The following is a 26,578-nucleotide window of genomic DNA, read 5'->3' on the forward strand; positions in this document are numbered from 1 at the left end:
TCTCAGCCTTGCAGCACCGCTGCGATCTCGCGCAGGTGCTCGAGCGTCAGCGGCTTTTCCAGGTAGCTGCGCACGAACGGGTAGCGCAGCGCCCGTTCCTTGTCCGAGCCGAGGCGGGAACTGGTCAGAAGGGCGACCACCGGCGCATGGTTGTCGAACTCGCGGGCATAGCGCTCGAGGAACTCGAAGCCGTTCATCACCGGCATGTTGATGTCGAGGATGATCGCGTCGGGCATCGCCGTCTTCAGGATCGACAGCGCCTCGGTGCCGTCCATGGCCGCCAGCACGGTGATCGTCGGATCGTACTTGCGGATCGTGTATTCGCAGATGAACTGATCGTTCTCGTCATCGTCAACGACGAGGATGGTCTGGATTTTCATCATCAACCTCATCGGGCAGTTCCACGACGAAGCGGCTGCCCTTGTTCCTTGCCTCGTAGTAGGTCGCGCCGCCGAGCGATTCGGCGCTCTTCTTCAGGATGTAGAGGCCGAGCCCGCTGCCGAAGGAGCGGCTCGGATGCAGGCGCCTGAACATGCCGAACAGGAGCGCCCGCTTCGGCTCCGGCACGCCGATGCCGTTGTCCTCCACCACGAGCCGGATGGTTCCGGCCCGCCGCTCCGCGAAGACGTCGACCTGCGGGGTCGGCTCCTGCGGATCGTGGTACTTGATCGCGTTGGACAGCAGGTTGCCGACGATGACCTCGAATTTCGATTTCTTGCCGACGATTGTCAAATCCGGGGCGACATGATTGGTGATCGCCATGCGGCCCACGTCCTCCAGGTGGGACAGCGCCTCGACCGTCGCCTGCACGAGTTCGCGCAGCGAGAATTTCTGGCCCGCCTCCTCCATCAGCCGGTCGCGGGTCAGGACGATGATGTTCTGGATCAGGTGATCGAGGCGGCTGAAATTGCGCTCCATCCGCGCCAGCGTGCCGTCGAGCGCGTCGCGGTCGCCGCGTTCGAGCAATTCGCGGGAGATGGTCAGCAGCCCGACCGACGAGGCGATCGGCGAGCGCAGGTCGTGGGAGGTGCGGTAGGCGAACTCCTCCAGTTCGGCATTGGCGGCCAGCAGCTGTTGCTCGAAATGCTTGCGTTCGGAGATGTCGCGCACGATGCCGCTGTAGATGGTCCCCTCGGCGACGTCGACCTTCGCCACCGCGAGGTCGATCGGAAAGACGCTGCCGTCCTTGCGGCGGCCCTCCAGCTCGCGGCTGCGGGTGTCGGGCTTGGCGGTGCCGGCGCGCCAGTACCCGACGTGATCGGCGCCGCGGCCGCTATAGTGGGGTTCCGGCATCAGCATCCGGACGTTGCGGCCGACCATCTCGGCCGGCGCGTAGCCGAAGATGCGCTGGCAGGCCGGATTGGCGGACAGGATCACGCCGGCGCCGTCGATCGTGATGATGCCGTCCACGGCGTTGTCGATGATGGCGGCGAGGCGGCTCTGGCTCTCGCTCAGTTCGCTGGCGCTCTGGCGGTAGCGCCGCGCGTTCCAGTAGGAGTAGCCGACAAGGCCGGCATAGATCGCGCCGGAGATCAGGATCAGCGATGCCAGCGTGGTCGCGGTCGACGCCATCGCCGCGCGCTCGATCACCGAGATCGGCCGGCTGACCTCGGCCCGGATCTTGGCATAGGCCAGCGTCAGCAGGATCAGGTAGGTGGCGGCCCCGAGCGAGGCGGCGATCGCCATGCGGTGATAGCCGGCGGGACGGGGGGTGCCGAAGACGATGGCGCAGCCGATGACGAGGAAGCAGCTCGCGCTCTGGACCGACATGCGCGTAAACGTCACCCAGTCGTGGGCGCCCTCGAGCGCGATCGCGTAGCCGGCCAGCGCGGTGGCGGCGATCACGGCGACCAGGTAGCCGCAGCCGAGCTGGACAAGGTCGGTGCGGCCGCGGGCGGCGCGCAGGGCGATCGCCGTGCTGATGAGCACGAAGCACAGCGCCGTGTTCGGTGCGATCCGCCCCGGCAGGCTGGTGCCGATGTCGATTACGGGGCGGTAGAGCAGGAGGTCGATGCCGAAATCGGCGGCGAACAGATGCTGCGCCAGCGCCAGCACGCCGTAGACGAACACCGCCAGCATCAGCACGATCGGCAAGGTTCTGTAGCGCGACAACGTGAGAATGAAGGCCGCGCCGACGGCCGTGAAGGCAAGGGCGGCGTTGAACTTCATCCCGAACACGGCCGGGTGGCGACCGGCAAGGTCGAGCGGGGCGAACAGCCAGGTCGCGATCATGCCGAGACCGACCAGGACGCACCACAGTCCGGCCGAAAGGCCGGTCACCCGTCCGTGCCGGTCATCGCTCCGCATTCGTCCTCCCATCCCGGGTGAAGCCTCGAGTGTAGCCGGGCATCGGGGATTGCCCGACGCGAAATCGGCCGTCAGGCGGCGTCCGTCTTGTCGTTGCCGCGCAGGTTGGCGGCGAGGGCCTGCAGCTCGCTGCCGAGCCGATGCAGCTCGTCGGCGGTGCAGCCGGCCGCCTTGCCGATCTCGCTCAGGATGGTGCGGGCCACGTCCTTCATCTCCCGGCCCTTCCTGGTCAGCGTGATCAGCACCTGCCGCTCGTCGGTGCGGTCGCGCTTGCGTTCCACGTAGCCGTTGGCCTCGAGCCGCTTGAGCAGGGGCGAGAGCGTGCCGGAATCGAGATGCAGCGCCTCGCCGAGCGCCTTCACCGTCTTGCCGTCCGCTTGCCACAGCGACAGCAGCACCAGATACTGCGGATAGGTCAGGCCGTAGGGATCGAGCAGCGGCTTGTAGGTGCGGTTGAACGCGTGCGCCGCCGAGTAGATGGAAAAGCACAGCAGCCGGTCGAGCGCGAGCATGTCGTCGCCGGGCAGCTGGGGCAAGGGCGTGTCGTGATCGTTCGTCATGCGCTATTGTCGCAGTGCTTTTCGGAAAATGCAATGCGCAAAATTGTATTGCGTCCAATTTAATTTTACGCTACACGATGTCCATCCAACCACGAAGGAGAGCTGACATGCCCATACTCTACACCACCAAGGCATCCGCCACCGGCGGCCGGGCCGGCCACGGCGCCACCGAGGACGGCGTCCTCGACGTCACCCTGACCGTGCCGAAGGAGCTGGGCGGCGATGGCGCCCGCGGCACCAATCCCGAGCAGCTGTTCGCCACCGGCTACTCCGCCTGCTTCCTCGGCGCGCTGAAGTTCGTCGCCGGCAAGGAAAAGGTGAAGATCCCGGACGAGGCCAAGGTCACGGCCACCGTCGGCATCGGCCCGCGCGAGGATGGCGGCGGCTTCGGCATCGAGGCAGCCCTGCAGGTGTCCGTTCCCGGCGTCGACAAGGCCGTGGTCGAGGACCTGGTCAAGAAGGCGCACGTCGTCTGCCCCTACAGCCACGCCACCCGCGGCAACCTCGACGTCAAGACGACCGTCGTCTGACCGCGGCGCAGCGCGTCGAACGGCAAGGGCCCGGCGAAGCGTTTCGCCGGGCCCTTTTTCTTGCTAGCGCAGCGAGTGGAACGCGTCCCTGAGGTCCATGGCAAGCAGCGCGGGCTGTTCCCAGGCGGCATAGTGGCCGCCCTTGTCGTGCCGGCTGTAGTGGATCAGCCCTGGGTAGGCCTGTTCCGCCCAGCGCTTTGGTGCCGCGTAGATCTCGTCCGGGAAGACGCTGACGGCCACCGGGATGTTGACGCCCTTGGGCGCGAAGAAGGCCAGCTTGTTCTCCCAGTACAGCCGCGCGGACGACACGGCCGTGTTCGTCAGCCAGTAGAGCGTGATGTTGTCGAGGATGTCGTCGCGTGTCAGGCCCTCGGCCTCGCCGTCGAACACGCGCGCGATCAGTTCGTAGCTGCGGATGTCGTGGTCGAGGATCCACCCGGCGAGGCCGATGGGGGAATCAGCGATCCCATAGAGCGTTTGCGGCCGGTTGCCCATTTCCTGCGCATAGGCGAGGCCGTGCCTGTAGAAGTAGGCGAGCTGCTCGTAGGCCCGTGCCTCGTCGGCGGGCAGACCGGCGGGCACCGGCGCCCCGGCAAATGCCGCCTTGTCGATCTCGGGCGGAACCGCCCCGGCCATGTTGGTATGGATGGCCAGCAGCTCCGCAGGGGCTTCAACCGCCATCAGGTCGACGATCAGCGCGCCCCAGTCGCCGCCCTGGGCGGCGTAGCGGGTGTAGCCGAGCCGCTTCATCAGTGTGATCCAGGTCCGGGCGATGCGCTCCGGGCTCCAGCCGGTCGTGCTCGGCTTGCCGGAAAAGCCGTAGCCGGGCATCGACGGGATCACCAGGTGAAAGGCGTCGGAAGCCTTGCCGCCATGCGCCGTCGGGTTGGTCAGCGGATCAATCAGCTTGAGCTGTTCGATGATGGAGCCCGGCCATCCATGGGTGACGATCAGCGGCAGCGCGTCCTCGTGCCTGGATCGGACATGGATGAAGTGAATGTCGAGCCCGTCGATCTCGGTGACGAACTGCGGATGGGCATTCAGCCGCGCTTCGCCCTTGCGCCAGTCGTAGCCGGTCGACCAGTAGTGCGCGAGCTTCTGGATCGTGTCGAGCCGGACGCCCTGCGAATTGTCCGGAACCGTTTCCCTCTCCGGCCAGCGCGTGCCCTGAATGCGTTGGCGCAGATCGGCAAGCGCCTCCTCGGAGGCGGTGAAACGGAAGGGGCGGATGGCGCCGGAATCGACGCTTGCCGCGGCAAGCGGGCCGGGCAACAGGCTGATCGCGCCTGCCATGGCTGCGCCGGCCAGCAGGCCGCGCCGGGTAAGGGGAGACGATAGGGCTGACATGTGTTCTCCTGCATCGGGTATTGCGGATGCGTGGCCCGTCCTTGCGGCCGGGCCGTTGCGCGTCCCGTCATCGATGGTGGCGGCGGGCGCCGCCGGTGCGTTGCTGGCTCGGCGTCAGACGAGGTTCGTCGTGACCTCGATGTTGCCGCGGGTTGCCTTGGAGTAGGGGCAGATCTCGTGGGCGGCGTGGATGATGACCTCGGCGAGGTCGCGGTCGAGGCCCGGCAGGCTGACGTTGAAACGCGCCCGCAGGAAGTAGGCGCCGTCGTCGACGTTCAGGTCGATCTCGGCGTCGACTTCGGGGCCGGCCGCCAGCTTGATCTTGCGCTGGGCGGCGGCGAGCTCGATCGCGCCGATGTAGCAGGCCGACCATGCGGCGCCGAACAGGTTCTCGGCGGCCGGGTGCGGCTGGCTCAGCCGCAGGTCCAGTAGGCCGTCGCCGCTGCGGGTGCCGCCGGCACGGCCGCCGGTGTTGTGGGTCTTGCCGGTGAACAGAAGCTTCTCGGTCATGTCGTGATCCTTTGGTGGTTATTAATCGGATCCGTTTTAATCGGATGCGATTTTAATACGGATTGGAAGAAGATCTGTCAACAGATATTCGATTTAATCGGATGCGAGCTAAAGGCGACATCGACGGATCCGTGTCCCAGCCGCGGGCGCGTCATCGTGCCGGCGATGGACTATGACGGAGCGGAGTGAGACAATTGCCACCGTCCTGCAGGCCGGGTCGCGATATTGCGCTATCGGCCGCCTTGCTCGTGACCGGCTCCTTGCGCGCCGCGCGTCCGGGCGGGCAAGGTCGCTTGTCCATGCGCATGGAGGGTGCCATGAGGGGGGATATCCGTCACGGGTTGGTCCTGGCCGCCGTGCTCGCCGGAGTGGCCGGCGGCGGACTCGCTCAGGACAGCCATTCCGTGCAGGACAAGTATGCCGTGGCGGTCCAAGGCGGTCTCGCGCTCGCCGAGTGCAAAGGATATGAGGACTGGCCAGCGGTGGCGTCCAGCCAACCCGAGGAGCCCGAGGCCAAGCTCAACCTGATCGTCGCCAACGCGCCGATGATCGCGGCCTACCGTGCCGGCACGCCGGGCAACGGCAAACCCTTCCCCGACGGCTCGCGGATCGTGAAGATCCTTTGGAATCCGCGCCAGCTCGCCGAGGCGCCATTCGCCGTGAAGGTGCCGGGCACGATCTCGAGCATCGGCTGCATGGTGAAGGATAGCGCAAGGTTCCCCGACACCGGCGGGTGGGGGTATGCCCAGTTCGACTATGACCCGGCCGCCGACAGGCTCGTGCCCAATACGGCCCTGCAGGGCAATGACGCCAAATGCGGGGCAGCCTGCCACCAGGCCGCGGCGGCCAAGGATTTCGTCTTCACCGAATACGGGAGGCGGTGAGCGAGCCGGGAGCCGCGCCGCCGCGCCGGAGCAGGGACGGCGGCGGCCAGGGATGCGGCCATGGGCAGGTTGCGGCCGCGGCCGGTTCCTCCCGTGGTCTAGCGCTGCGCTGCTGCCGCTGGCACGTCGGCCGCCATCATCGCCGCGGCCCGGGCATAGCCGCCGTCGCTGCCGTCGAGGAAATGCAGGTGCCCCTCCGGTCGCCCCGACGGCACCAGGCAGGTCATGAGCGCGTGCGACTGGCGGTGCAGGCCGAAGCGGATCTCGCCGCGCGCCCGGGCTTCGGCCAGGATCGCCTCGGCCCGGTCGATCTGCTCGGCCGTGCAGTCCAGCGTCAGGCGCAGCCCGTCGTCGTACTTGCGGACATCCGAGTGGGCGGCGACGTCGATCCAGGCTTGCCGGCTGACGGCGGTCGCGCTGTCCTTGGGGGCCGCCGGCTCGACCGGCACCGGGTGCGACCGGCGCGGCCCGGCGTCGAAGACGGCCAGCACCCGGCGCGCCAGGGCGGCAAAGCCCTCCGGGCTGGTGTGCTCGGCCGGCTCGACCAGAAGCGAGAGAATCTCGCCCTGCTCGCTCGCAAAGGGGGTCCATTCGCACATCAGCCCGGTCAGGTCCGGTTGTGTGTCGTAGCGCCCCGGCTTGACGCGGTAGCGTCCCGCCTTGATCTGCTCCTCGGCCCATTTCAGTCCGCCGCCGCTGAACATCGCATAGCTGGCATTGTCCGAGGCGGCGTAGCGCGCCAGCCGGACGTCGCGGCCGTTGGCGCGGATCTCGCGCACCGGCAGCAGGCCGATCCGCAGCGTCAGCCCGAGATGGGCGGCGGCGAAGCTCGCGACCTGGCGCAAGGTCGACGTCGCCGTCATCATCCCCTCGGGCGGCAGCGCGAAGGCGGCGCCATCACCGCGGAAGACGAAGGGGAAGTCGAAGCTGCCCCAGGCGTTGCCGAGCGCGGCGATGATGGAGGCGCCGGCAAAGTTGACGTCCTCGTAGCGCCCCGCCTCGATTGCCAGGGTCGAGTCGACGACGTCGGTGATTCCGATCAGCCAGTCGCCGGGCAGCGGTGCGTAGCTGGACGGGTCGAGCACCAGCGCGAAGTCGCGATGCGCTTCGGACGGCGGCGCGGGTCGGTGTGCCATGGCATGGTCTCCGTTTTTCCGGATCCGGCCGGCCTGGGGCCGTGCCGTCCGGGGTCGGGTGTCTGGTCGGTCGATGGCTTCGCCCGCCTGCTGCGGGCTGCCCGTGCTGACGCCGGCAAGGCTCATCTAGATCACGTCCGATTTAATCGAACAGGTGTGATATAGTTGATGACGAGTTCGGTGTCAATGCTATTGCGATTTCATCGCGTACGATTTATATAGGAGAAACGGCACCCCGGAACCCCGATCAGGAGAAGCCCATGACCATTTCGAATACGGCAGGCGGCGCGGACGCGCCCGCGCAGGGCGGCAAGAAGCTCTCGAACTTCCTGTGCTTTGCGATCTATTCGGCAAACTTGGCCTTCGGCCGGGCCTACAAGCCGATACTGGACAGGCTCGGCCTGACCTATACGCAGTACATCGCTATGGTTGCGCTGTCGGAGGAGGACGAGCAGACCGTCCGCGAACTGGGCGAGCGGCTGTTTCTGGAATCGAACACGCTGACGCCGATCCTCAAGAAACTCGAGGCCGAGGGCTATCTCAAGCGCCGCCGAGACCCCGCCGACGAACGCCAGGTGCGGGTGAGCCTGACGACCGCCGGGCGCCGCCTGGTGGAGATGGATCCCGGCGCCGCGCTGACCGAGGCCACGGGGCTCGGCGAGGAGTTCCCGGTGGTGCAGCAGTCGGTGGCGCGGCTGCGCGACAACCTGCTGCGGGCAAACCAGGCCGAGCCGGCGGAAGGCAACTGACGGCTTGAGCCGGCCGAAGCGCGAGGGCCGCGGCCGGCGTTCGCTCAGGCCGCGCCGGCGCTTGCGAAGAACGCCTCCGGGCCGTCGACCTCGACCAGCCGCCCGCGCTCGACCTGCCAGAAGCGGTTGGCGACGGCCCGCACGAAGCTGCGGTCGTGCGACACGAACAGGCAGCTCGCCTCCGCCGCCGTCAGTTCCCGTTCCAGCGCCTCCTGCCCGTCGATGTCGAAGTGGTTGGTAGGCTCGTCGAGCAGGTAGAAATTGGGGTGGGTCAGCCGCAGCACCAGCATGCCGAGCCGGGCCTTCTGCCCGCCCGACAGCTTGCCGACCGGCCGTCCTTGCGCCTCGATCGAAAATCCCGCGCCGACCAGCAGCGTGCGCGCCCGCTGGTCGCCGATGTCGAAGCGGCGCACGATCGTCGCCAGCGGGCTGTCCTTCCCGTCAAGGTCGGCGAGCGCCTGGTCGCCATAGCCGAGCACGAGCGACGGCGTCGCCTTGATGCCGGCAACGCCTTCGCCCGCGATCGCCGCCCGCAGCGCGGCCACCAGCCGGCTCTTGCCGACGCCGTTCGCCCCGAGCAGCGCGACCCGGTCGCCCTGGCAGAGGAACTGCCGGCCGGTGCGGAACAACGGCGTCCCGTCCGGCGTCGCGATCGCGGCATCCTCCAGCGTCACCAGCACCTTGGCGTGGGTGCCGCGATGGGCGAGCCGGATCGCCCCGGCCGACCGCTCCTGGTGCGCCGGCCGCGCGGTTTCCTCTAGCTTCTCCGCGCGCTGCTTCAACTGCTTGGTCTTGACCGTGAGCAGGTCGGAGCCTGAGTTGATGCCGATGTTGTTCAGCTTGGCCGCCTGCTGGCGCAACTGCTGCGCGGTCTTCATGTCGCGCTGGAATCGCCGCTCGTCGGCGGCGTCGGCCTCCGCGAGCGCGGCCCGGGCGCGGGAATAGGGCAGGGCGTAGAGCTGCGACTGCTCCGGGCGCAGGAACAGCGTCCGGCCGGTGGTGGCGTCGAGGAAGGCGCGGTCGTGACTGGCGACGATCACCGGCACATCGCGCGGCAGCGCATTGAGCCAGGTCTCAAGCTGCAGGATGCGGCCGAGGTCGAGGTGGTTGGTCGGCTCGTCGAGCAGCAGCATGTCCGGCTCCGTCACCCAGACGCGGGCAAGCAGGGCCTGCCGCTGCCAGCCGCCGCTGAGATTGGCCAGCGGGCGGGTGCGCAGCGCGTCCGGCACCTCCAGCGAGTCCAGCACGACGTCGACGCGCCAGCTCTCGTGCGCGGCCTGATCGGCGGGCAGCGCGGCGAGCACGGCGGCGTGGAAGGAGAAGGACATCAGCGCCGCCGGCACGTCCTGCGCGACATGACCGACGGTCAGTCCGCGCGCCCTTGTGATTTCGCCTTCGCCAGGCTCCAGCGCCCCGGCGATGCAGCGCAGCAAAGTCGACTTGCCCCGGCCGTTCGCCGCGACGAGGCCGAGGCGGTCGCCTGCATTGACCGTCAGGCTGAGGTTGGAAAACAGCGGCGCGCCGAGGGTTACGCCGAGATTGCGGAGAGTGATGAGCGACATGGTCGATCCCTGGGAAACGTTCCAAGCACGCGCCGCGTCGTGGGCCTCAGCCGTCGTCGAGGGCGGGCGCGTTCAGGCTCGGAAGCAATGGAAAATGCGGGCGTCGCAAGACGCCGCGCTGCCACCAGGGGCAGACCAGGGATGGGTCGCGAGGAACGGTCTCTGGTCAGCCCTGCAAACGCGTTTGCAGGGCCCGATCGGGACCGTGCGAGAGATTGGGCAGGAAATCGAATCTCACGTCCGCCCTCCTTTCACGGTTCGGTTGAGAACCGCCTGATAGCACCGGATGCGGCAAAATTCAATCGCTGCCGGGCATCGAAGACGGTCAGCGCTGCAGGAAGCGCACCGACCAGCGCCGGGGAATGAGGATCGCGGCCGCGGTGACGAAGCAGGCGACGACGAAGGGCGCCCAGACGGCGGCGTCCGCGACGTTCCGCTGCAGCATGGCGCCGGCGACCGCTCCCGCCAGCATGCCCGACCACGGCACCAGCTGGATCAGCCACTTGTTGTCGCGCACGCCGAGGATCCAGCGCCCGAGCCCACGGCCGAAGCGCGAGAGCGCGCCGGTGACGTAGGTGAGCCCGATCGGCAGGCCCTCGATCTGTTCGACGGCGGCGTTGATCGTGCCCATGGCGAAGATCAGCAGCAGGAACCGCGCCTCGCGGTATTCCGGGACGAGGGCGGAGGCGGCGAACAGGGCGGTGACGCCGAGCAGCACGCCGTGCGACCGGAACCGGCTGGCAATGATGACGCCGCCGCAATTGCCGAGCACGAAGGCAAGGAGGCCGGTCAGCAGCAGGCCCGTGCGCGGGGTGTCGCCGTCGGCGATGGCGACGGCGGTGCGGGTGGTGTTGCCGCTCATGAACGAGACGAACTCGCCGACCGACATCAGGCCGATGGCGTCGGTCATGCCGGCCAGGAACGAGATGGCCGCGACGAGCGCGAGCCCGACAGAACTCCGTTGGCGCCTGATCAGGCGCCGGCGCCGCGCAACGGTCATGCAGGAATCAATCCGGAATTGCGATTGCGCGAGCTAACCAGAGGCGGCCGGTCCTTGCAAGCGCTGGCCCCGAACGGGCGCGTGGCGCCAAGCCGTCGCACGGCGGCCATTTGCCGCTACCGCTTCAGGCTGCCGAGGATCCCGCGCACGATGGCCCGGCCGAGCGAGGTGGCGATGCTGCGGGCGGCCGACTTCATCGCCGCCTCCACCACGGTCTCGCGCTGGTAGCGCGAGCGGCTGCGCGGCTTGGTCGTGCCGGTCGTCGTCGGCGCGTCGTCGCCGAAGCCCGGCAACGTCCATCGTCCGCCGCCCTGCTGCTGTGGTTCCGGCTCCTGCTCGGCCTGCTGCTGCGTCTCCAGCTTCCTTGCGCGTTCGGCCAGCATTTCGTAGGCCGATTCCCGGTCGAAGTCCTCGTCATAGAGGCCGGCGACCGGGCTGACCTGCATCACCCCGGCGCGTTCGGCCTCCGTCAGCGGCCCGAGGCGCGAGGCGGGCGGGCGGATCAGCGTGCGCTCCACCATCGACGGCGCGCCCTTGCCGGACAGGGTGGAAACCAGCGCCTCGCCGGTGCCGAGCTCGGTGATCACGGTGGCGCAGTCGAAGTCCGGATTGGGGCGGAAGGTGTCGGCGGCGGTCCTCACCGCCTTCTGCTCGCGCGGCGTGTAGGCGCGCAGCGCGTGCTGCACGCGGTTGCCGAGCTGGGCCAGCACCGTCTCGGGCACGTCGAGCGGGTTCTGGGTGACGAAATAGACGCCGACGCCCTTGGAGCGGATCAGCCGCACCACCTGCTCGACCCGCTCGACCAGCACCTTCGGGGCATCGTTGAACAACAGATGCGCCTCGTCGAAGAAGAACACCAGCCGCGGCTTGTCCGGGTCGCCCACCTCCGGCAGTTCCTCGAACAGTTCCGACAACAGCCACAGCAGGAAGGTGGCGTAGAGCCTGGGGTTCATCATCAGCCGGTCGGCGGCCAGCACCGAGATCGCGCCGCGCCCGTCGTTGGTGGTGCGCATGATGTCGGAGATCTTCAGCGCCGGCTCGCCGAAGAAATGCTCGGCGCCCTGCTGCTCGAGGATCAGCAGTTCGCGCTGGAGCGAGCCGACCGAGGCCTTGGAAATGAAGCCGAACTGGTTGGAAAGCTCGGTGGCGTTCTCGCCCATGTAGTTCAGCAGCGCCTGCAGGTCCTTCAGGTCGAGCAGCGGCAGGCCGCCCTGGTCGGCGATCTTGAAGGCGATGTTGAGCACGCCTTCCTGCGCGTCGGTGGCGTTCATCAGCCGGGACAGCAGCAGCGGGCCCATCTCGGTCATCGTCGTGCGGACGCGATGGCCCTTCTCGCCGTAGAGGTCCCAGAAGATCACCGGGAATTCCTGGAAGTCATAGGGCGAAAGCCCGATCTCCTCGGCGCGCTTGAGCAGGAAGTCCTTCGGTTCGCCGATCGCGCCGACGCCGGAAAGGTCGCCCTTCACGTCGGCGCAGAACACCGGGACGCCGGCGTTGGAGAAGCCCTCGGCGAGAATCTGCAGCGTTACCGTCTTGCCGGTACCGGTGGCGCCGGTGACGAGGCCGTGCCGGTTGCCGAACTTCAGCTCCAGATATTCCGGCTTGTTGATGGCATTGTCCGGCTTGCGGCTGGTGCCGATATAGAGCATGCCGTCCTGAAGCTTGGTCTCGCTCACTGCAGTCTCCTGTCCGTGCCGCCCGGGGGCGCGTCTCACGCCACCCCGAAGCTTCATTGAATCGCCGTGTCGACTTTATAAGGTGGGGACGGAACTTCAACACCCGTGGCCTTGCCCGGCTTTGCACGGAAGACGCGCTTGCGGTGCTTGAGTTCGCTGGATGTTTCATTTAACGTTGACGTTAACGTCAAGTTTGGACCGGAGGAAAGTGCATGAACGATCTCGTCAACCGCGTCGCCGAAAACGTCGGCATCGAGCCGGCGACCGCCGAAAAGGCCATCGGCATGATGCTCGGCTTCCTGCAGCGCGAGGCCGCCGAGGGACCGGTGGCGAAGATGATCGAGGCGATTCCCGGCGCCCCCGAGCTGGTGGCCAAGTACAACGGCGAGGGGGCCGGTGGCGGCCTTCTCGGCGGCCTGATGAACGCCATGGGCGGCGGCGTCATGGCGCTCGGCCAGCAACTGATGAGCGAGGGGCTCGGCATGGGCGAGATCACCGGCCTTGCCAAGGAGACGATCGCCGTTGCCCGCGAGTACGCCGGCGACGAGGTGGTCGACGAGGTGGTCGGCTCGGTGCCCGGTCTGGGCCAGTTCGTCTGAGCCGTCCGGCCAACGGCACCGGCTTGCAGCCCGCGGGCCGTGTCCGCGGGCTTTTTCATGCGCGGTCAAGGTGCGCGGCGGCCGGGTGCCGCGACGGTGCGGCTAGCGCCTGCCGAAGGCGAAGAAGGCCGTGAGCACCGCCAGCCCCACGCCGACGGAGAGCGGCCCGGCCTGCGGGCCGCCGACTTCCATGATCGCCCCGGTCAGGCTGGAGCCGGCGCCGCTGCCGACCGCATAGCTGAGCGAATAGGCGGCGCTGCCGGCGAGCAGCATGCCGCCGCGGAAGTTCTCGCCGAGCATGGTCAGCGCGCAGGTGTAGAGCGAGAAGCCGGCGATGCCCATCATGGCGAACGCGGCGAGGATCAGCGCCGGCGCGTCGAGGAACGGGATCGCCAGGTAGCTGAGCGCGGCCGCCAGCGCGGTGCCGACCGCGACCGAGTGGCGCGGCAGCCGGTCGAGCGCATAGCCGATGAAGGGCTGCGCCAGCGCCGTCGGCAGCGCCAGCACGGTGACGCTGACGGCGGCGAACGCCTCGGAGTGGCCGGTCTTGACGAAGTAGACCGGCATCGCCGAGATCGCGGCGATGTCGGCGAAGCCGAAGGCGAACACCATCGCCACCAGCATCGGCGCATGGCGGAAGAAGCCGAACAGCTCGCGTGTCGACGACGGCTCGGGCACGGTGCGGGTGGCGAACATCAGCGTCGCCGTGGCGAAGGCGACCAGGGCCAGGTAGACGGCGGTCAGGGCAAAGCCGAGGCCGCCATCGGTGCCGAACAGCGGGATCGCCAGCGGGCCGGCGGCAAAGCCGGCGCAGATCGAGGCGCCGTAGATGCCGGAGACGCGGCCGCGCAGCCGGTCGGGGCACGCGACGTTGAGCCAGGCCTCGCTGAGCATGAAGATCAGGCTGGAGCAGAAGCCGAGCAGGAAGCGGGCGACGAACCACACCGAGGTCGACGAGAAGGCGGCAAAGGCGGCGAGGCAAAGCGAGCAGCCGACGAGGCCGGCGATGATCAGGTGGTTGGCGCGGAAACGCTGCGTCAGCCGGCCGAGCATCAGCGTCGCCGCCGCCAGGCCGAGCGCGAAGCCGACGGCGTTGACGCCGATCATGGTCGAGGAAACGCCGCGCGCCTCGAGCACCAGCGAGATCAGCGGATAGGTCACGCCCTGGGCCACCGAAAAGGCGGTGACGCCGAGCACGACCGCCACGATCGCCGGCCAGTCGGGCATGGTCTGGACCGCAAGGTTCTGGTTCGCCTGCATTGCTTTGCTCCGGGGCCGCGGCCTGCGGCCGAACCTGCTTAGCCGAGGACGGGGCGGAAGGGAATGCCCGCCGGCGCCGCCGCACGTCGACCCTTGCCCGCCGGCGGCTCGAGAGGGTGGGTGCGGCGGCTGCTGGCCGTCATGCCGGGCGGGGGCGACCGTTCCTGATCCGGCCGCGCCGCGTGCGCCGGCCGTTCACTGGGGGCGGCGCCCCGTCCTTTCAATTGCGGGGCGCTTGTGCCAGTAGTGATAGCGATTGCGTCCGGTCGGTTTCCGTGCCAATCCGGTCGCCGTGCATTGGGAGTGTGAAATGGGCATTCGTTTCGGTCATCGGGTGCGGGTGGGCATGCAGCGAGCAAGGGCCGCCGCCGGTGCTGTACTGGTGTTCGGGTTGATCGCGCTCGCCCTGTCGATCGGCGCCGCGATGGTGCACGGCCGCACCGCCGTCGCCGCCGACTGCTCGAGTTCGGCCGAGCCCGGCATCGACTGGAGCGGCTGCAGGAAGCGGATGATCGTGCTCCAGGGCAGCAACCTGATCGGCGCGAACATGGCGGAGTCCGACCTCGCCCTGACCGACCTGAGCCAGACCAATCTCACCCAGGCGAACCTGGAGAAGGCGACGCTGTTGCGCGCCTGGTTCACCGACGCGGTCCTGACCAAGGCCAATTTCAACCGCGTCGAGGGCTATCGCGCCGGGTTCGAGCGGGCGAGTGCGCAGGGCGCCACCTTCGCGTCCGCCGAGCTTCAGCGCGCCAACTTCAGGAGTGCCGTCCTCACCGGCGCCGATTTCGAGAAGGCCGAGCTTGGCCGCGCCGACTTTTCCGGCGCGGAACTGACCGGTGTGCGCTTTCCCTATGCCAATCTTTCCCGCGCCGACCTGAGCAAGGCCAGGTTCGAGGGGGCGCTCGATTTCACCCATGCCTTCCTGTTCCTGACCCGGCTGGAGGGGCTCGACCTGTCGACGTCCATCGGGCTGGAGCAGGAGCAGGTGGACCTCGCCTGTGGCGACGCGACGACGAAGTTGCCTCCGGGCTTCACCACCCCGTCGAAGTGGCCGTGCCCGTTCGACTGAGCGGCCGCCCGGTTCGCGACGCCTCTGGTGATCGTGTCGTTGCGGTGGCGAGCGGCGGAACAGGGAACGGCGGCAGTGCCGCGGCGGTTCTGCGGTCCTATTCCAGCGCGTCCAGCGTCGGCAGGATCAGTGCCGGGCCGAGGTCGGGATACTCGTCGGGCAGGTTCATGCGGTTGATCCACACGGTGCGGAAGCCGAACTTCGTCGCCCCCGCCACGTCCCAGCGGTTCGACGACTGGAACGACACGGCGCTCGGATAGAGCCGGTAGCTGGTGGTGACGATGTCATAGACGGCGGGCGCGGTCTTGTAGGTCTTCAGCGCGTCGACCGAAAAGACGTCGTCGATCACCGTATCGAGCGCGGCGTTGGCGACCGCCGACTTCAGCATTTCCGGCGAGCCGTTGGAGAGGATGGCGATGCGCGCGCCGCGCGCCTTCAGCGCCTTGAGCACCGTCGGCACTTCCGGGTAGCAGTCGAGCTTCCAGTAGGCCTCGAGCAGCTTCGGCCGCAACGCCGGGTCGACGCCCGGGATGCGCTGGAAGGTGTAGTCGAGCGCCTGCTCGGTCAGTTGCCAGAAGTCGCGGTAGGCGCCCATCAGCGCCCGGGTCCACGAATATTCGAGCTGCTTGGCCCGCCACACCTCGGAAAACAGCTGGTAGTTCGGCCCGACGTCGCCGGCATGGCGGCGCACGGCCGCGTGCACGTCGAACAGCGTGCCATAGGCATCGAACACATAGGCGGCATAGGGCAAGGGCTTCGTCTACCTTCCGGAAAGCGCTTTCATTCCAAATTATTAGCCTTGCATAATGTCAATATTCGGTGCGATGCACAATACGGCTGTCGGCAATCAGGGCGATGCCCATGTCTCTCCCATCCCCCTCCCGTGTCTCTCGACCTGAAGCGGACCAGCCTTGGCGGGGCGCCGACGACAAAGAGCAACGGGCCCCTTACTCGTGCGCCAGCGCCATCGCGCCCGATCGAAACCGCCCTTCGTAGAAAATCCGGACAGACAGGACGACGCCGGTGATGAGGACTGCAACGCCTGCGGCTTCCATTGCGGTCGGCCATCGAGCATGAACGATGAGGCCGCCGACGACGCCAAAGGCGGTTTCCGAGACGATCAACTGTGCGGCAAGCGCGACCGGCAAGCTTCGCGAAGCGATGTTCCACGCCCAGACGCCGCACACGGTTGCCAGCAACGCGAAAGATGCACCCCAGAGATAGAGCGAGCCAGCGGCATGCCAGCCGAAACCGAGTTCGGGAAGCTGGAAGAGCCCCATCGCTGCTCCGACCGGGTAGAAGGCCAGCATCAAGACGCCGCCGCCGACCAGTATGAGCGCGGACCACACGCCGGACGGCATTTCGGGCCGTGCCGCCAGTGCGGCCTGGTTGGCCATCGCGAACCAGACCCACAATCCCACGGCTGCGAGCGCCAGCGGAACGCCGATCCAGAATGAACGGACGGACCCCAGTCCCTCGGCCGTGAAGGCCGTGCCGTTGATGAAAACGAGGCCGATCAGCACCAGCATCAGAGGAATCACCAGGATACGCCACGGCATTGATCCCTGCCGTCGGTTGCCGATGACCATCAAAGCGATCGGAACCAGGCCGAGGAAGGCGGGAGCGATCACCGGTCCGGCAAAGATGGCCGCGCCTGTCACCGTCAGGAAGTAGCCGACATAGCCGATGAAGGCGAGCCAGATCGCGGAAAGCCAGTTGCGGAGCGTGAGGTGTCGTATCACCCCTCGACCCGAAAACAGAACGCAGAGGCCGACCAGAGCCGAGACCACGTGGCGGACAAGGGCAAAATCAAAGGTGGAGTAGTCACCGATGATGAAGGGCACAACGAAGTTGAGCGAGAAGGCAAAGGCCGCGAAGAGTGCGGCAAGAACGCCTATGAAGAAATCCTTGTCCATGGGCCGGCCCTTTTTGATCCTGGGACGCTAGTGCTTCCTTTCCCGGTCCCGCCCATGGATGTGTTTGACCAGCACCTTTCCCAGATTGGAAATCGGTGGCCTGAACAACCCGAAATTTGCGCGAAGCGTGGCTGGAAAGGCGCGTTGGACCCTAGTTTCGAGGCCAACGTCGCTTTGGATTAGAGCGCTGGAAATGCGTACGGCGTGTGTCCTGGCGACCCCGGTTGTGTACCAGAATGTACGGGGGAGGCCGTCCTGGCAGGCTGACGCGCCTGATGGCCGCTTGTGGGCGCAAGGCTGCCGCGAGACTGGCGGCGCGGCAGCACCACCATGCCCCAAATCACGGCTAGAACCGCGTGATCACGCTGATGCCGAGATCCGCCGTCCGGTCCATCGCCATCAACGCCGGCACCGCCTGCTCCAGGCTGATCTCGCGGCCGATCAGCTTTTCCGGCTGGAGCTTGCCTTCCGCCATCATCGCCAGCATCGCGTCGTAGCGCCAGGCCTGCATGCCGTGGCTGCCGTAGATCTCCAGTTCGTGCGCGATCACCTGGGCCATCGGGATCGGCGCGGTCGCCTCGGCGCCGAGCATCAGCCCGACCTGGACGTGGCGGCCGCGCCGCCGCAGGCTCTTGATCGAGTTGAAGCTGGTGGCGGTCGAACCGAGCGCGTCGATCGAGGCGTGCGCCCCGCCGCCGGTGATCTCGCGCACCGCCTCGGGCACGTCGGCCACCGTGCGGGCATTGATCGCCGCGACGGCGCCCATCCGGCGGGCGAAGGCGAGCTTGTCGTCGGAAATGTCGATCGCGACCGGCAGCGCGCCGAGCGCCGCGGCGATCATGATCGCCGACAGGCCGACGCCGCCGCAGCCGTGCACGGCGACCCATTCCCCGCCCTTGACCCGGGCCTGGTCGCAGACGGCGCGGAACGAGGTGGCGAAGCGGCAGCCGAGGCTGGCCGCGGTCACCGAGCTGACGCTGTCGGGCAGCCGCACCAAGTTCTGATCGGCAAAGTCGAGCGCGACGTATTCGGCAAACGAGCCCCAGTGGGTGAAGCCCGGCTGGAATTGCGCCTCGCAGACCTGCTGGTGGCCGGAGCGGCATTCGTGGCAGTGGCCGCAGCCGGAAACGAACGGCACCGTCACCCGGTCGCCGACGCGGAAGCGCTGCACCGCCGCGCCGGTGGCGACGACGGTGCCGGCAAGTTCGTGACCTGGCACGTGCGGCAGGCTGATGTCGGGGTCGTGTCCCTGCCAGCCGTGCCAGTCGCTGCGGCACAGCCCGGTCGCCTCGACCTTGACGACCACGCCGCCGCCGGTCGGCGTCGGGTCGGACAGGTCGCGAATTTCCGGCGCGGCACCGAAGGCTTCGTAATACATCGCTTTCATGGGTGGTTCCCTCCCTCTGTGCTTTGCTGCAATCTATGCCACGCAGCCCGTGGTGTTCCACCACCGCGCTCATGACATTGGCTGATGCATCCATTCAACATCGTGAGTGGACAGCGGCGGCCAAGTAGGTCAGGTCCGTCTTCAGAGCCTGATCCGCATCGCCGTGCCGGCCCGCCCGGCCAGAAGGAGCCCTGAACATGGCAGTCGATACCTCCCCGCGCACCCCCACCTGGACCTATGTCGAGGGCCAGTGGCTCCCTGGCAACCCGCCGCTGATCGGGCCGACCTCGCACGCAATGTGGCTGGCCTCCACCGTCTTCGACGGGGCGCGCTGGTTCGACGGCCTGGCGCCCGACCTCGACCTGCATTGCCAGCGCGTCAACCGCTCCGCCGAGGCGATCGGCCTGAAGGCGACGATGAGCGCCGAGGAGATCGAGGGCCTGTCGCGGGAAGGGGTGGCGAAGTTCGACGGCAAGACGGCGATCTACATCAAGCCGATGTACTGGGCCGAGCACGGCGGCGCCGGCCTCGTTCCGGTCGATCCGGATTCGACCCGGTTTGCGCTCTGCCTGTTCGAGGCGCCGATGGTCGCGGGGCACGGCGGCGGCAGCTCGCTGACCGTCTCGCCGTTCCGCCGCCCGACGATGGAATGCATGCCGACCGACGCCAAGGCCGGCTGCCTCTATCCGAACAACGGCCGCATCATGCTGGAGGCGCGCAAGCGCGGCTTCGACAATGCGCTGGTGCGCGACATGCTCGGCAACGTCGCCGAGACCGGCTCGTCCAACATCTTCATGGTCAAGGACGGCGTCGTCTTCACGCCGGCCGCCAACCGCACCTTCCTTGCCGGCATCACCCGCGCCCGGGTGATGGGGCTGCTGCGCCAGGAGGGGTTCGAGGTCGTCGAGACCGTGCTGACCGTGGCCGACTTCGAGACCGCCGACGAGATCTTCACCACCGGCAACTACGCCAAGGTCGTGCCCGTCAACCGCCTCGACGATCGCCACCTGCAGCCAGGGCCGGTGTCGGAAAAGGCGCGCGCGCTCTATTTCGATTGGGCGCGTTCGCTCGCCTGAGCCGGGCCTCAGCCGAGCGCCAGCCAGATGTAGCCGTCTTCCTCGCGCCACGGGATCAGTCCCAGCGGCGCGCGGTTCTTGGAGATGTCGCCGAGCATCGGCATGCTCTCGGACACGCCGGCGTCGTCCAGTGCCGTGCACCAGCTGACGATCTCGCCGGATGCGAGATCGAAGCGGCTTTCGTGCCAGCGGCAGTTGATGATCCCGTTTTCGACCTCGCTGCCGGTGCCCGCGGCCTCTGGCGACTGCTCGAACAATGGCAGCTTCAGATGCGGGCAGGCGTTGTTGAAGGCGAAGATCTGCTTTCCCTGCTTCAGGACCACGGCATAGAGAGCGGGGAACTCCAGCACCATCGGCTCCCCCTCCACCAGCGCATCGACGCGAATGGTCTTGTGCCAGGTCTTGCCGCCGAGGGTCATGGTCTCGCGGCTTGTCGCCGCATGCAGCGCCCGCTCGGTGTCCGGATGCAGACGCGTCACCTCGTAGAGGGTGATGCGGTCGGTGGTGCCACGGAGCCGCACGCGGACAAAGTCGGCGATCTCGACGTCGCCCTCGACACGGTCATACAGCGCCTGGGAGATGAGCAGCCGCGTCCCGGCCTCCTTGTTGGCGGCCTCGATGCGGCTGGCGACATTGACGGCGTCGCCGATCGCCGTCAGCCGCTCGTGACCGGGCGAGCCGACCGAGCCGATGACCGCCTCGCCGAGGTGCAGGCCGATGCGGATGTCGAAGTCGATGCCGTACATCGAGGAGAAGAAGGGCTTCATGCGGTCGACGGCGGCGAGCGTCTGCAGGGCCGCGTTGACCGCGCGGATCGGGGCCTCCGGCTGGTCGTCGACGCCGAAGATCGCCATCAGGCCGTCGCCGACGAACTTGTCGATATAGCCGTCGTTCCGTTCGATCACCTGGCCGGCCTGGGCGAAGTAGCGGTTCAGCAGATACATCACGTCATAGGGCGTCAGCGTCTCGGAGAAGGTGGTGAAGCCGCTGACGTCTGAGAAGAACAGAATGACGGGCTTCACCTCGCCGAACCTGGAGGCGGCCTTGCGGTGCAACTGGTTGGCCAGCAGCAGGTCGGTCTCGTCCAGCACCAGGCGGCGGAACGCGATGTCGCCGGTCGGGCGGAGCTGGCAGGCGAGGCGGATGTTGTCGGACAGGCCGAGCCGGCCGGTCAGGTCGGTTTCGAGTGCGTCCTTCGCCGCGCAGGTTTCGCCGCCGGCCAGGATCCAGATGCGGCAGGTCGAGCACTTCGCCTTGCCGCCACAGGCATGCGCGATCGGCAGATGCGCGCGCCGCGCCGCCTCCAGCACCGACTCGCCCGGCGCGCAGTCGATGACGATATTGTCGGGCAGGGAACGAAGGGTCGGCACGGGCGATCCTCACCGATGTCGTTGGACGCTGCCGCATGTTACCGCGCCCGGGACCCGGGAGCCATCCAATTGAAGCCGGCGAGGCGTGGTTTCGGCCGCGGGCCGGGTTTCCGGCTGGCGATGGCCGCCAGCACGGAGCCACGGAACGATATTGCTGGCTGCGAGCAAAATTTGGCATGCAACCGGTTGTCTGCGACGGGCTGCCCCCCTATGTTCCGCTCCACGGATTTCATTGGAAAAAATTCCGCATTTCAGAGGAGACACGCCATGGCCTTCGAACTTCCCCCGCTTCCCTATGACTACGACGCGCTTGCGCCGTTCATGTCGCGCGAGACGCTGGAATATCACCACGACAAGCACCACAAGGCCTATGTCGACAACGGCAACAAGCTGGCCGAGGAAGCCGGCCTGTCGAACCTGACGCTGGAGGAGATCGTCAAGAAGTCCTACGGCACCAATCAGGGCCTGTTCAACAATGCCGGCCAGCACTACAACCACATCCACTTCTGGAAGTGGATGAAGAAGGGCGGCGGCGGCAAGGCGCTTCCGGGCGTGCTGCAGAAGGCGATCGACGCCGATCTCGGCGGCTACGACAAGTTCAAGGCCGACTTCGTCGCCGCCGGCACGACGCAGTTCGGCTCCGGCTGGGCCTGGCTGTCGGTCAAGGACGGCAAGCTCGTCATCTCCAAGACCCCGAACGGCGAGAACCCGCTCGTCCACGGCGCGACACCGATTCTCGGCGTCGACGTCTGGGAGCACTCCTACTACATCGACTACCGCAATGCCCGTCCGAAGTACCTCGAGGCCTTCGTCGACAGCCTGATCAACTGGGACTACGTGCTGGAGATGTACGAGGCGGCCACCAAGTAGGCCGCCCGCCTTCCAGCCTTTCCACGAAGCCCCGGCTGCGACGCCGGGGCTTTTTGCTGGCATCGACCGGGTCTTGCGCGTGTCGCTGTCGCCCGGATCCGGCCATCGCCCGCGCTGGCGAACACGGGGAGTTCAAGAAGAGTTTACTTCCGTCGTGCCTCCGCCATGCAATCTATTGCCGCGCGCGGGACACTAACGATCCGCATACCTTGCACGAACGACATTTCCAGGAGTGCTTTATGAAGTTCAACACGATCATGGCCGCCCTTGCTCTTGCCCTTGCCGTTGCCGGCGCCGGCGCAGTTGCTGCGGCGGAAGAGCCGCAGGTCGCCCGGCAGGCGCTGATGAAGAAGGTTGGCGGCGCCATGGGCGCGCTGGCCGGCATCGCCAAGGGCGAGAAGCCCTATGATGCCGATACCGTCAAGGTTTCGCTGACGACGATCGGCGAGGCCGCCGAGGCGTTCCCCGGCCAGTTCCCCGCCGGCACCGAGACGGGCGCGGAGACCGAGGCCAGCCCGAAGATCTGGGAGAACATGGACGACTTCAAGGCCAAGTCGGAGCAACTCGGACAGGATGTCGAGACGGCGCTCGCCTCGCTACCGGCCGACCAGGCTGCGGTTGCCGCGGCGCTCGGCCCGATCGGCAAGAACTGCGCGAGCTGTCACGAGACCTATCGCCTGAAAAAATAAGCATCCTTCGCACGGTCGACGCACTCTCCCGGGGATTGTTCCCCGGGAGCGTTTGCGTTTCCGCGCCCCCGTGCGACCATGTGCGGACGGGGCCGTGAGTCCGTGTTCGGCACGGCAGCGGCGCAGGGTCGGCGCATCGCTTCCGACATCGTTGCGAGGTGGGCGTCATCGAGGGGCGGGCAAGAACCCGCCGGGGCAAAGGCAATGAGATTTCGTAGGTTCGCGGCCGCCGCACTGGTTGTCGCTGTCGCCGCTGCCGGCGCATTCCTGGTGCTCACCGGGCCCGAGCGGATGCCGGCGGTAACCTGGGAGGGGCTGGATCAGCCCAACCTGGAGAATGGCGAGCGGCTGTTCTGGGCCGGCGGCTGCGCCAGCTGCCACGCGGCCGTGGGCGCGACGGATGAGGACAGGCTGGTGCTCGCCGGCGGGGCGCCGCTGAAGAGCCCGTTCGGCACCTTCTACCCGCCCAACATCTCGCCCGACCCGGCCGCGGGCATCGGCGGCTGGTCGCTGCCGGAATTCGGCGATGCCATGCTGCAGGGCGTCGGCAAGGGGGGCGAGCATCTCTATCCCTCCTTTCCCTACACCTCCTACACGCGCATGACTCCGCGCGATATCAACGATCTCTACGGCTACCTGCAGACGCTGCCGCAGAGCGCCAACGTGGCGCCGACGCACGAACTGCCGTTCCCGTTCAGCCTGCGCGCCCTGCTCGGCGGCTGGAAGCTGCTCTATCTCGACCACCGGCCGCGCGTGGTGCTCGCCAAGCCGGACCCCAAGGTCGAGCACGGCCAGTACCTGGTCGAGGGGCCGGGCCACTGCGGCGAGTGCCACACGCCGCGGGATGCGCTCGGCGGCCTGCGCGACGGCGAGTGGCTGGCGGGCGCCCCCAATCCGGAGGGCGGGCCGGGTCGCGTGCCCGACATCACGCCGAGTGACAACGGTCTCGGAAAGTGGAGCGAGGGCGAGATCGCCTATTATCTGGAGTCGGGCTTCACGCCGGACTTCGATTCTGTCGGCGGCGCGATGGTGGCGGTGCAGAAGAACATGGCCCGGCTGCCGGCCGAGGACCGCGAGGCGATCGCCGCCTATCTGAAGGCGATCGCCCCGCGCTGACCGGAGCCGGCGTCAGGCGGCGTGCTCGCGGCCGTACAGCCCGGTGTAGTGGTCGAGGTCCGGATTGTGGAAGCCGAGCGCGCGGTAGATCTCGGCCGTGAAGGTGACCGGCGCCGTCCCTGGCGCGGTGATCAGGTTGCCGTCGCGCACCGCCTGCGGCTGGTCGCGGTACAGCGCCTGGCCGCGGTACTGCGGCGCCGCGGCGAGGAACTCCGGGTCGTTGCTGGTGTGGCCGTTGCCGTCGAGGATGCCGGCGCGGGCCAGCGCCAGCGTCGCGCCGCAGATGGCGCCGACCGGGCGCCCGGCGGCATGGAAGCTGCGGAGCTGCGCGCCAAGGTCCGGCGCGGCCTCGCTCTCCCAGATCGTTCCGCCGCACAGCACCAATGCGTCATAATCGGCCGGCGTCACGGTTTCCAGCGCCGCGGCCGGCTGAACGCGCAGGCCGCCCATCGAGGTCACCGTCGCCGCGCCCGGCGTGGCCGCCACCACCTCGAAGCCGAAATAGCCGCGGGCCGAGGCCATCAGCAGCGCGCATTCCCAGTCCGCGAAGCCTTCGGTGAGACCGATCGCAATCCGCTTCGTCATTATCCTCTCCATCGTCCGTTGTCGTGGGCACGCATGCGCGCAGGCCTGGCAGGGCGCGGGAGCCGCGCGTCCCTGCGGGTCGGGCAGGCTGTCAGGCCAGCGCCTGGATATAACGCATACCGGTGATCGGGCCGGCCGTGAAGTTCATCTCTTCGTAGAAACGGTGCGCACCGAAATTGCCGGTGGCGGCGCTGACGGAGAGGTAGGTGCAGCCGGCCAGGCGCGCGTGCTCGCGCGCGCGCGCCACGAGGTGTCGCCCGATGCCGGTGCCGCGGTGGTCCTTGCGCACGAAGATCTGGTGCAGTTCCATGCCGCGCCGCCCCTCCATGGCGCGGTATTGCGGGACGAGAATGGCATGGCCGATCAGGCGGCCGCCGGCCTCGGCCACCAGCGCGCTCACCCAGGGCGACGGGCCGAACAGGTCACGGTCGAGGTCGCTCGCCGTCAGCTTCGCCGATTCGCCGTGGCACTCGGCATGCAGCGCCATGAGGTCCATTAGCTGGCTGAGGTCGCCCGGCCGGGCGAGACGGATGTTCAGCACGGGCGGGCGTTCGACCGGCGCTGTCTCGAGCTTGATGACGGTGTTCATTGCAGAGGCTCCTTCGGGTCTTGTGCCACCAGGTGCCTGAATACAACAAAGCCGCCCGGTGGCGGCTTGTTGACATGATGATCGAACAGCCGCTCCTTATCGGAACAGCCAAAAATACGTCGCGGCGATGGGTGCGTGCGTGATCATGGCGGCGATATTCTCCAATTCCGTGGCCTTGTCAACGCCAAAAGAACCGTCGCGACGAAATCCGGGGTCGGATCGGCGCGCTGCCGTCCGGCGGGGCGCCGGCCGCGGCGCGGGGCAGGGGCGTCAGGTGCCGCAGAAGGTCTGCAGCACCTCTTCCCCGGGCCGTGGTGGTTGCTGATAGGCGGAGAAGCGCGGCTGGTCGTCATAGGGGCGTGCGAGCACCTCGTTCATCGCCTCGAACAGCGAGAAGTCCCCGTCTTCGGTCGCCGCCTTCAGCGCCTCCTCGACCTTGTGGTTGCGCGGAATGAAGGCCGGGTTGGCCGCGCGCATCGCCGCCGCCCGGACGGCCGCGGGGCGGTCGTCGCGCGCCAGCCGCTCGCGCCAGCGGGAAAGCCAGGCGGACGCCGCCTCCGGGTCGGCGAGTTCGGCGGCGAAAGCCGCGTCGTCGCGGTCGGCCGCCTCCGACAGCCGGCGGAAGGCGTTGGTGAAGTCGGCCTTCTGCTCGTGCATCAGCGCCAGGAAGGCGCGGATCAGGTCGTCGTCCCCATCCTCCTGCCGCGCGCCGAGGCCGAGCTTGGCGCGGATCACGTCCTTCCATTGGGCCTGGAAGCGGTCCATGAAGCGCGTCACCGCGTCGTTGGCGCGGTCGACCGCCTCGCCAGGCGTCTCGTGGATCAGCGCCAGCAGCGTCTCGGCGAGGCGCGCGATGTTCCATTGTCCGATCATCGGCTGGTTGCCATAGGCATAGCGGCCCATGTGGTCGATCGAGGAAAACACGGTGCGCGGATCGTAGCGGTCCATGAAGGCGCACGGACCGAAGTCGATCGTTTCGCCCGACACGGCCATGTTGTCGGTGTTCATCACGCCGTGGATGAAGCCGACGCCGAGCCAGCGGGCGATCAGCGCCGCCTGCCGCGCGGCCACCGCGTCGAGAAGGCCGAGATAGCGGTCGTCCGTGCCGGCAAGGTCGGGATAGTGCCGGTCGATCACGTGGTCGGCGAGCCGGCGGAGGCTGTCGCCGTCGCCGCGGGCGGCGAAGAACTGGAACGTGCCCACCCGGATGTGGCTGGCGGCAACGCGGGTGATGACCGCCCCCGGCAGCACCGTCTCGCGATAGACCGGCTGGCCGGTCGTCACCGCTGCGAGTGCGCGCGTGGTCGGGATGCCGAGCGCGTGCATCGCCTCGCTGACGATATACTCGCGCAGCACCGGGCCGAGAGCCGCCCGCCCGTCGCCGCGACGCGACCATGGCGTCTGGCCCGAGCCTTTCAGCTGGATGTCGCGCCGCGCCCCGTCCGGGCGCACCACCTCGCCGAGCAGGATCGCCCGCCCGTCGCCGAGTTGCGGCACGAACTGGCCGAACTGGTGCCCGGCATAGGCCAGCGCGATCGGCTCGGCACCGGGAAGCAGGCGGTTGCCGGCGAACAGCTCGGCCCCGTCGCGTTCCAGCGCGTCCGCGTCGAGCCCCAGGTCCAGCGCCAGCGGACGGTTGAACTTGACCAGCCGCGGCGCGGCGACCGGCGTCGGGCTGACGGGGGTGAAGAAGGCTTGCGGCAGCCGCGCATAGCTGTTGTCGAAGGCGATGGGGGCGGCGTCGCGCCGCCGGGCCGGATTGGGCGCCGTTTTGCTCATGGTTCTGCT

At 67.9% G+C, this 26,578-nt stretch carries 26 protein-coding genes; 9 read left to right on the forward strand and 17 right to left on the reverse strand.

What is annotated here, in order from left to right:
- Positions 1-2: 2 nt before the first annotated feature.
- The 3 genes from ACXAGF_RS05250 to ACXAGF_RS05260 form a co-directional block, all read right to left on the reverse strand.
- Positions 3-380 carry a response regulator gene (locus ACXAGF_RS05250; RefSeq protein ID WP_475015019.1) on the reverse strand — a complete coding sequence of 126 codons (378 nt, stop codon included), beginning with the start codon at positions 378-380 and terminating at the stop codon, positions 3-5.
- On the reverse strand, positions 352-2,307 hold the full coding sequence (locus tag ACXAGF_RS05255; protein ID WP_475015021.1) for a sensor histidine kinase: 1,956 nt from the start codon (positions 2,305-2,307) through the stop codon (positions 352-354). The genes ACXAGF_RS05250 and ACXAGF_RS05255 overlap by 29 nt, the downstream gene beginning before the upstream one ends.
- Positions 2,308-2,378: 71 nt before the next feature.
- Positions 2,379-2,867, reverse strand: a complete 489-nt coding sequence (locus ACXAGF_RS05260; protein ID WP_475015024.1) for a MarR family winged helix-turn-helix transcriptional regulator — start codon at positions 2,865-2,867, stop codon at positions 2,379-2,381.
- Positions 2,868-2,974: 107 nt separating this feature from the next.
- Between ACXAGF_RS05260 and ACXAGF_RS05265 the strand changes: the two genes are divergently transcribed.
- On the forward strand, positions 2,975-3,397 hold the full coding sequence (locus ACXAGF_RS05265) for an organic hydroperoxide resistance protein (RefSeq protein WP_475015025.1): 423 nt from the start codon (positions 2,975-2,977) through the stop codon (positions 3,395-3,397).
- Between the two features lie 63 nt (positions 3,398-3,460).
- Here the strand turns inward: ACXAGF_RS05265 and ACXAGF_RS05270 are convergent, their stop codons facing one another.
- Both ACXAGF_RS05270 and ACXAGF_RS05275 read right to left on the reverse strand, forming a co-directional pair.
- Positions 3,461-4,744, reverse strand: a complete 1,284-nt coding sequence (locus tag ACXAGF_RS05270) for an epoxide hydrolase family protein (protein ID WP_475015027.1) — start codon at positions 4,742-4,744, stop codon at positions 3,461-3,463.
- 114 nt (positions 4,745-4,858) lie between these two features.
- Entirely contained in the window at positions 4,859-5,254 is a 396-nt protein-coding gene (locus tag ACXAGF_RS05275; protein WP_475015028.1) for an Ohr family peroxiredoxin, read from the reverse strand.
- Between the two features lie 317 nt (positions 5,255-5,571).
- Here ACXAGF_RS05275 and ACXAGF_RS05280 point away from each other — a divergent pair, with 317 nt between their 5' ends.
- Positions 5,572-6,138 (forward strand): cytochrome P460 family protein, encoded by a 567-nt coding sequence (locus ACXAGF_RS05280; protein WP_475015030.1) that lies wholly within the window; start codon positions 5,572-5,574, stop codon positions 6,136-6,138.
- Positions 6,139-6,236: 98 nt separating this feature from the next.
- On the opposite strand, the gene ACXAGF_RS05285 is transcribed toward ACXAGF_RS05280, so the two are convergent.
- A complete protein-coding gene (locus ACXAGF_RS05285; protein WP_475015032.1) occupies positions 6,237-7,274 on the reverse strand; it encodes a DUF3095 family protein in 1,038 nt (345 codons plus the stop codon).
- 260 nt (positions 7,275-7,534) lie between these two features.
- Between ACXAGF_RS05285 and ACXAGF_RS05290 the strand changes: the two genes are divergently transcribed.
- Positions 7,535-8,023 (forward strand): MarR family winged helix-turn-helix transcriptional regulator, encoded by a 489-nt coding sequence (locus tag ACXAGF_RS05290; RefSeq protein WP_475015033.1) that lies wholly within the window; start codon positions 7,535-7,537, stop codon positions 8,021-8,023.
- Between the two features lie 44 nt (positions 8,024-8,067).
- Here ACXAGF_RS05290 and ACXAGF_RS05295 read toward each other — a convergent pair whose 3' ends face one another.
- The 3 genes from ACXAGF_RS05295 to ACXAGF_RS05305 all read right to left on the reverse strand — a co-directional run bounded on the left by ACXAGF_RS05295 (position 8,068) and on the right by ACXAGF_RS05305 (position 12,234).
- A complete protein-coding gene (locus tag ACXAGF_RS05295; RefSeq protein WP_475015035.1) occupies positions 8,068-9,585 on the reverse strand; it encodes an ABC-F family ATP-binding cassette domain-containing protein in 1,518 nt (505 codons plus the stop codon).
- 325 nt (positions 9,586-9,910) lie between these two features.
- Complete coding sequence (locus tag ACXAGF_RS05300) at positions 9,911-10,585, reverse strand: YoaK family protein (protein WP_475015036.1); 675 nt, start codon at positions 10,583-10,585, stop codon at positions 9,911-9,913.
- A 116-nt stretch (positions 10,586-10,701) separates the two neighbouring features.
- Positions 10,702-12,234, reverse strand: a complete 1,533-nt coding sequence (locus ACXAGF_RS05305; RefSeq protein WP_475019214.1) for a helicase HerA-like C-terminal domain-containing protein — start codon at positions 12,232-12,234, stop codon at positions 10,702-10,704.
- A 239-nt stretch (positions 12,235-12,473) separates the two neighbouring features.
- Between ACXAGF_RS05305 and ACXAGF_RS05310 the strand changes: the two genes are divergently transcribed.
- Positions 12,474-12,860, forward strand: coding sequence for a hypothetical protein (locus tag ACXAGF_RS05310; RefSeq protein WP_475015038.1), 387 nt, complete (start codon positions 12,474-12,476; stop codon positions 12,858-12,860).
- A gap of 102 nt (positions 12,861-12,962) precedes the next feature.
- On the opposite strand, the gene ACXAGF_RS05315 is transcribed toward ACXAGF_RS05310, so the two are convergent.
- A complete protein-coding gene (locus tag ACXAGF_RS05315) occupies positions 12,963-14,120 on the reverse strand; it encodes an MFS transporter (RefSeq protein WP_475015039.1) in 1,158 nt (385 codons plus the stop codon).
- A 346-nt stretch (positions 14,121-14,466) separates the two neighbouring features.
- On the opposite strand from ACXAGF_RS05315, the gene ACXAGF_RS05320 reads away from it, so the two are divergent.
- Positions 14,467-15,192 (forward strand): pentapeptide repeat-containing protein, encoded by a 726-nt coding sequence (locus ACXAGF_RS05320; protein WP_475019215.1) that lies wholly within the window; start codon positions 14,467-14,469, stop codon positions 15,190-15,192.
- A gap of 97 nt (positions 15,193-15,289) precedes the next feature.
- On the opposite strand, the gene ACXAGF_RS05325 is transcribed toward ACXAGF_RS05320, so the two are convergent.
- From ACXAGF_RS05325 to ACXAGF_RS05335, 3 genes are all read right to left on the reverse strand, one after another.
- Entirely contained in the window at positions 15,290-15,943 is a 654-nt protein-coding gene (locus ACXAGF_RS05325) for a haloacid dehalogenase type II (protein WP_475015041.1), read from the reverse strand.
- A 196-nt stretch (positions 15,944-16,139) separates the two neighbouring features.
- Positions 16,140-17,108, reverse strand: a complete 969-nt coding sequence (locus tag ACXAGF_RS05330) for a DMT family transporter (protein ID WP_475015042.1) — start codon at positions 17,106-17,108, stop codon at positions 16,140-16,142.
- A gap of 346 nt (positions 17,109-17,454) precedes the next feature.
- Complete coding sequence (locus ACXAGF_RS05335) at positions 17,455-18,495, reverse strand: zinc-dependent alcohol dehydrogenase family protein (RefSeq protein ID WP_475015044.1); 1,041 nt, start codon at positions 18,493-18,495, stop codon at positions 17,455-17,457.
- A 197-nt stretch (positions 18,496-18,692) separates the two neighbouring features.
- Here ACXAGF_RS05335 and ACXAGF_RS05340 point away from each other — a divergent pair, with 197 nt between their 5' ends.
- Complete coding sequence (locus ACXAGF_RS05340) at positions 18,693-19,571, forward strand: branched-chain amino acid aminotransferase (RefSeq protein WP_475015046.1); 879 nt, start codon at positions 18,693-18,695, stop codon at positions 19,569-19,571.
- Between the two features lie 8 nt (positions 19,572-19,579).
- Here the strand turns inward: ACXAGF_RS05340 and ACXAGF_RS05345 are convergent, their stop codons facing one another.
- Positions 19,580-20,941: an adenylate/guanylate cyclase domain-containing protein gene (locus ACXAGF_RS05345; RefSeq protein ID WP_475015048.1), complete on the reverse strand. Its 1,362-nt coding sequence runs from the start codon at positions 20,939-20,941 to the stop codon at positions 19,580-19,582.
- Between the two features lie 267 nt (positions 20,942-21,208).
- Between ACXAGF_RS05345 and ACXAGF_RS05350 the strand changes: the two genes are divergently transcribed.
- The 3 genes from ACXAGF_RS05350 to ACXAGF_RS05360 all read left to right on the forward strand — a co-directional run bounded on the left by ACXAGF_RS05350 (position 21,209) and on the right by ACXAGF_RS05360 (position 23,616).
- A complete protein-coding gene (locus tag ACXAGF_RS05350) occupies positions 21,209-21,811 on the forward strand; it encodes a superoxide dismutase (RefSeq protein ID WP_475015049.1) in 603 nt (200 codons plus the stop codon).
- Positions 21,812-22,050: 239 nt separating this feature from the next.
- Positions 22,051-22,500 (forward strand): c-type cytochrome, encoded by a 450-nt coding sequence (locus ACXAGF_RS05355; protein ID WP_475015050.1) that lies wholly within the window; start codon positions 22,051-22,053, stop codon positions 22,498-22,500.
- A gap of 204 nt (positions 22,501-22,704) precedes the next feature.
- Entirely contained in the window at positions 22,705-23,616 is a 912-nt protein-coding gene (locus ACXAGF_RS05360) for a c-type cytochrome (RefSeq protein WP_475015053.1), read from the forward strand.
- A gap of 12 nt (positions 23,617-23,628) precedes the next feature.
- Here ACXAGF_RS05360 and ACXAGF_RS05365 read toward each other — a convergent pair whose 3' ends face one another.
- The 3 genes from ACXAGF_RS05365 to ACXAGF_RS05375 form a co-directional block, all read right to left on the reverse strand.
- The gene (locus ACXAGF_RS05365; protein WP_475015055.1) at positions 23,629-24,201 is read right to left on the reverse strand and encodes a type 1 glutamine amidotransferase family protein; all 573 of its coding nucleotides are present in this window, start codon (positions 24,199-24,201) and stop codon (positions 23,629-23,631) included.
- Between the two features lie 91 nt (positions 24,202-24,292).
- A complete protein-coding gene (locus tag ACXAGF_RS05370; protein WP_475015056.1) occupies positions 24,293-24,790 on the reverse strand; it encodes an N-acetyltransferase family protein in 498 nt (165 codons plus the stop codon).
- A 270-nt stretch (positions 24,791-25,060) separates the two neighbouring features.
- A complete protein-coding gene (locus ACXAGF_RS05375; RefSeq protein ID WP_475015057.1) occupies positions 25,061-26,569 on the reverse strand; it encodes a protein adenylyltransferase SelO in 1,509 nt (502 codons plus the stop codon).
- Positions 26,570-26,578: the final 9 nt, after the last annotated feature.

The organism is Mycoplana sp. ABR4_002, assembly GCF_056159645.1.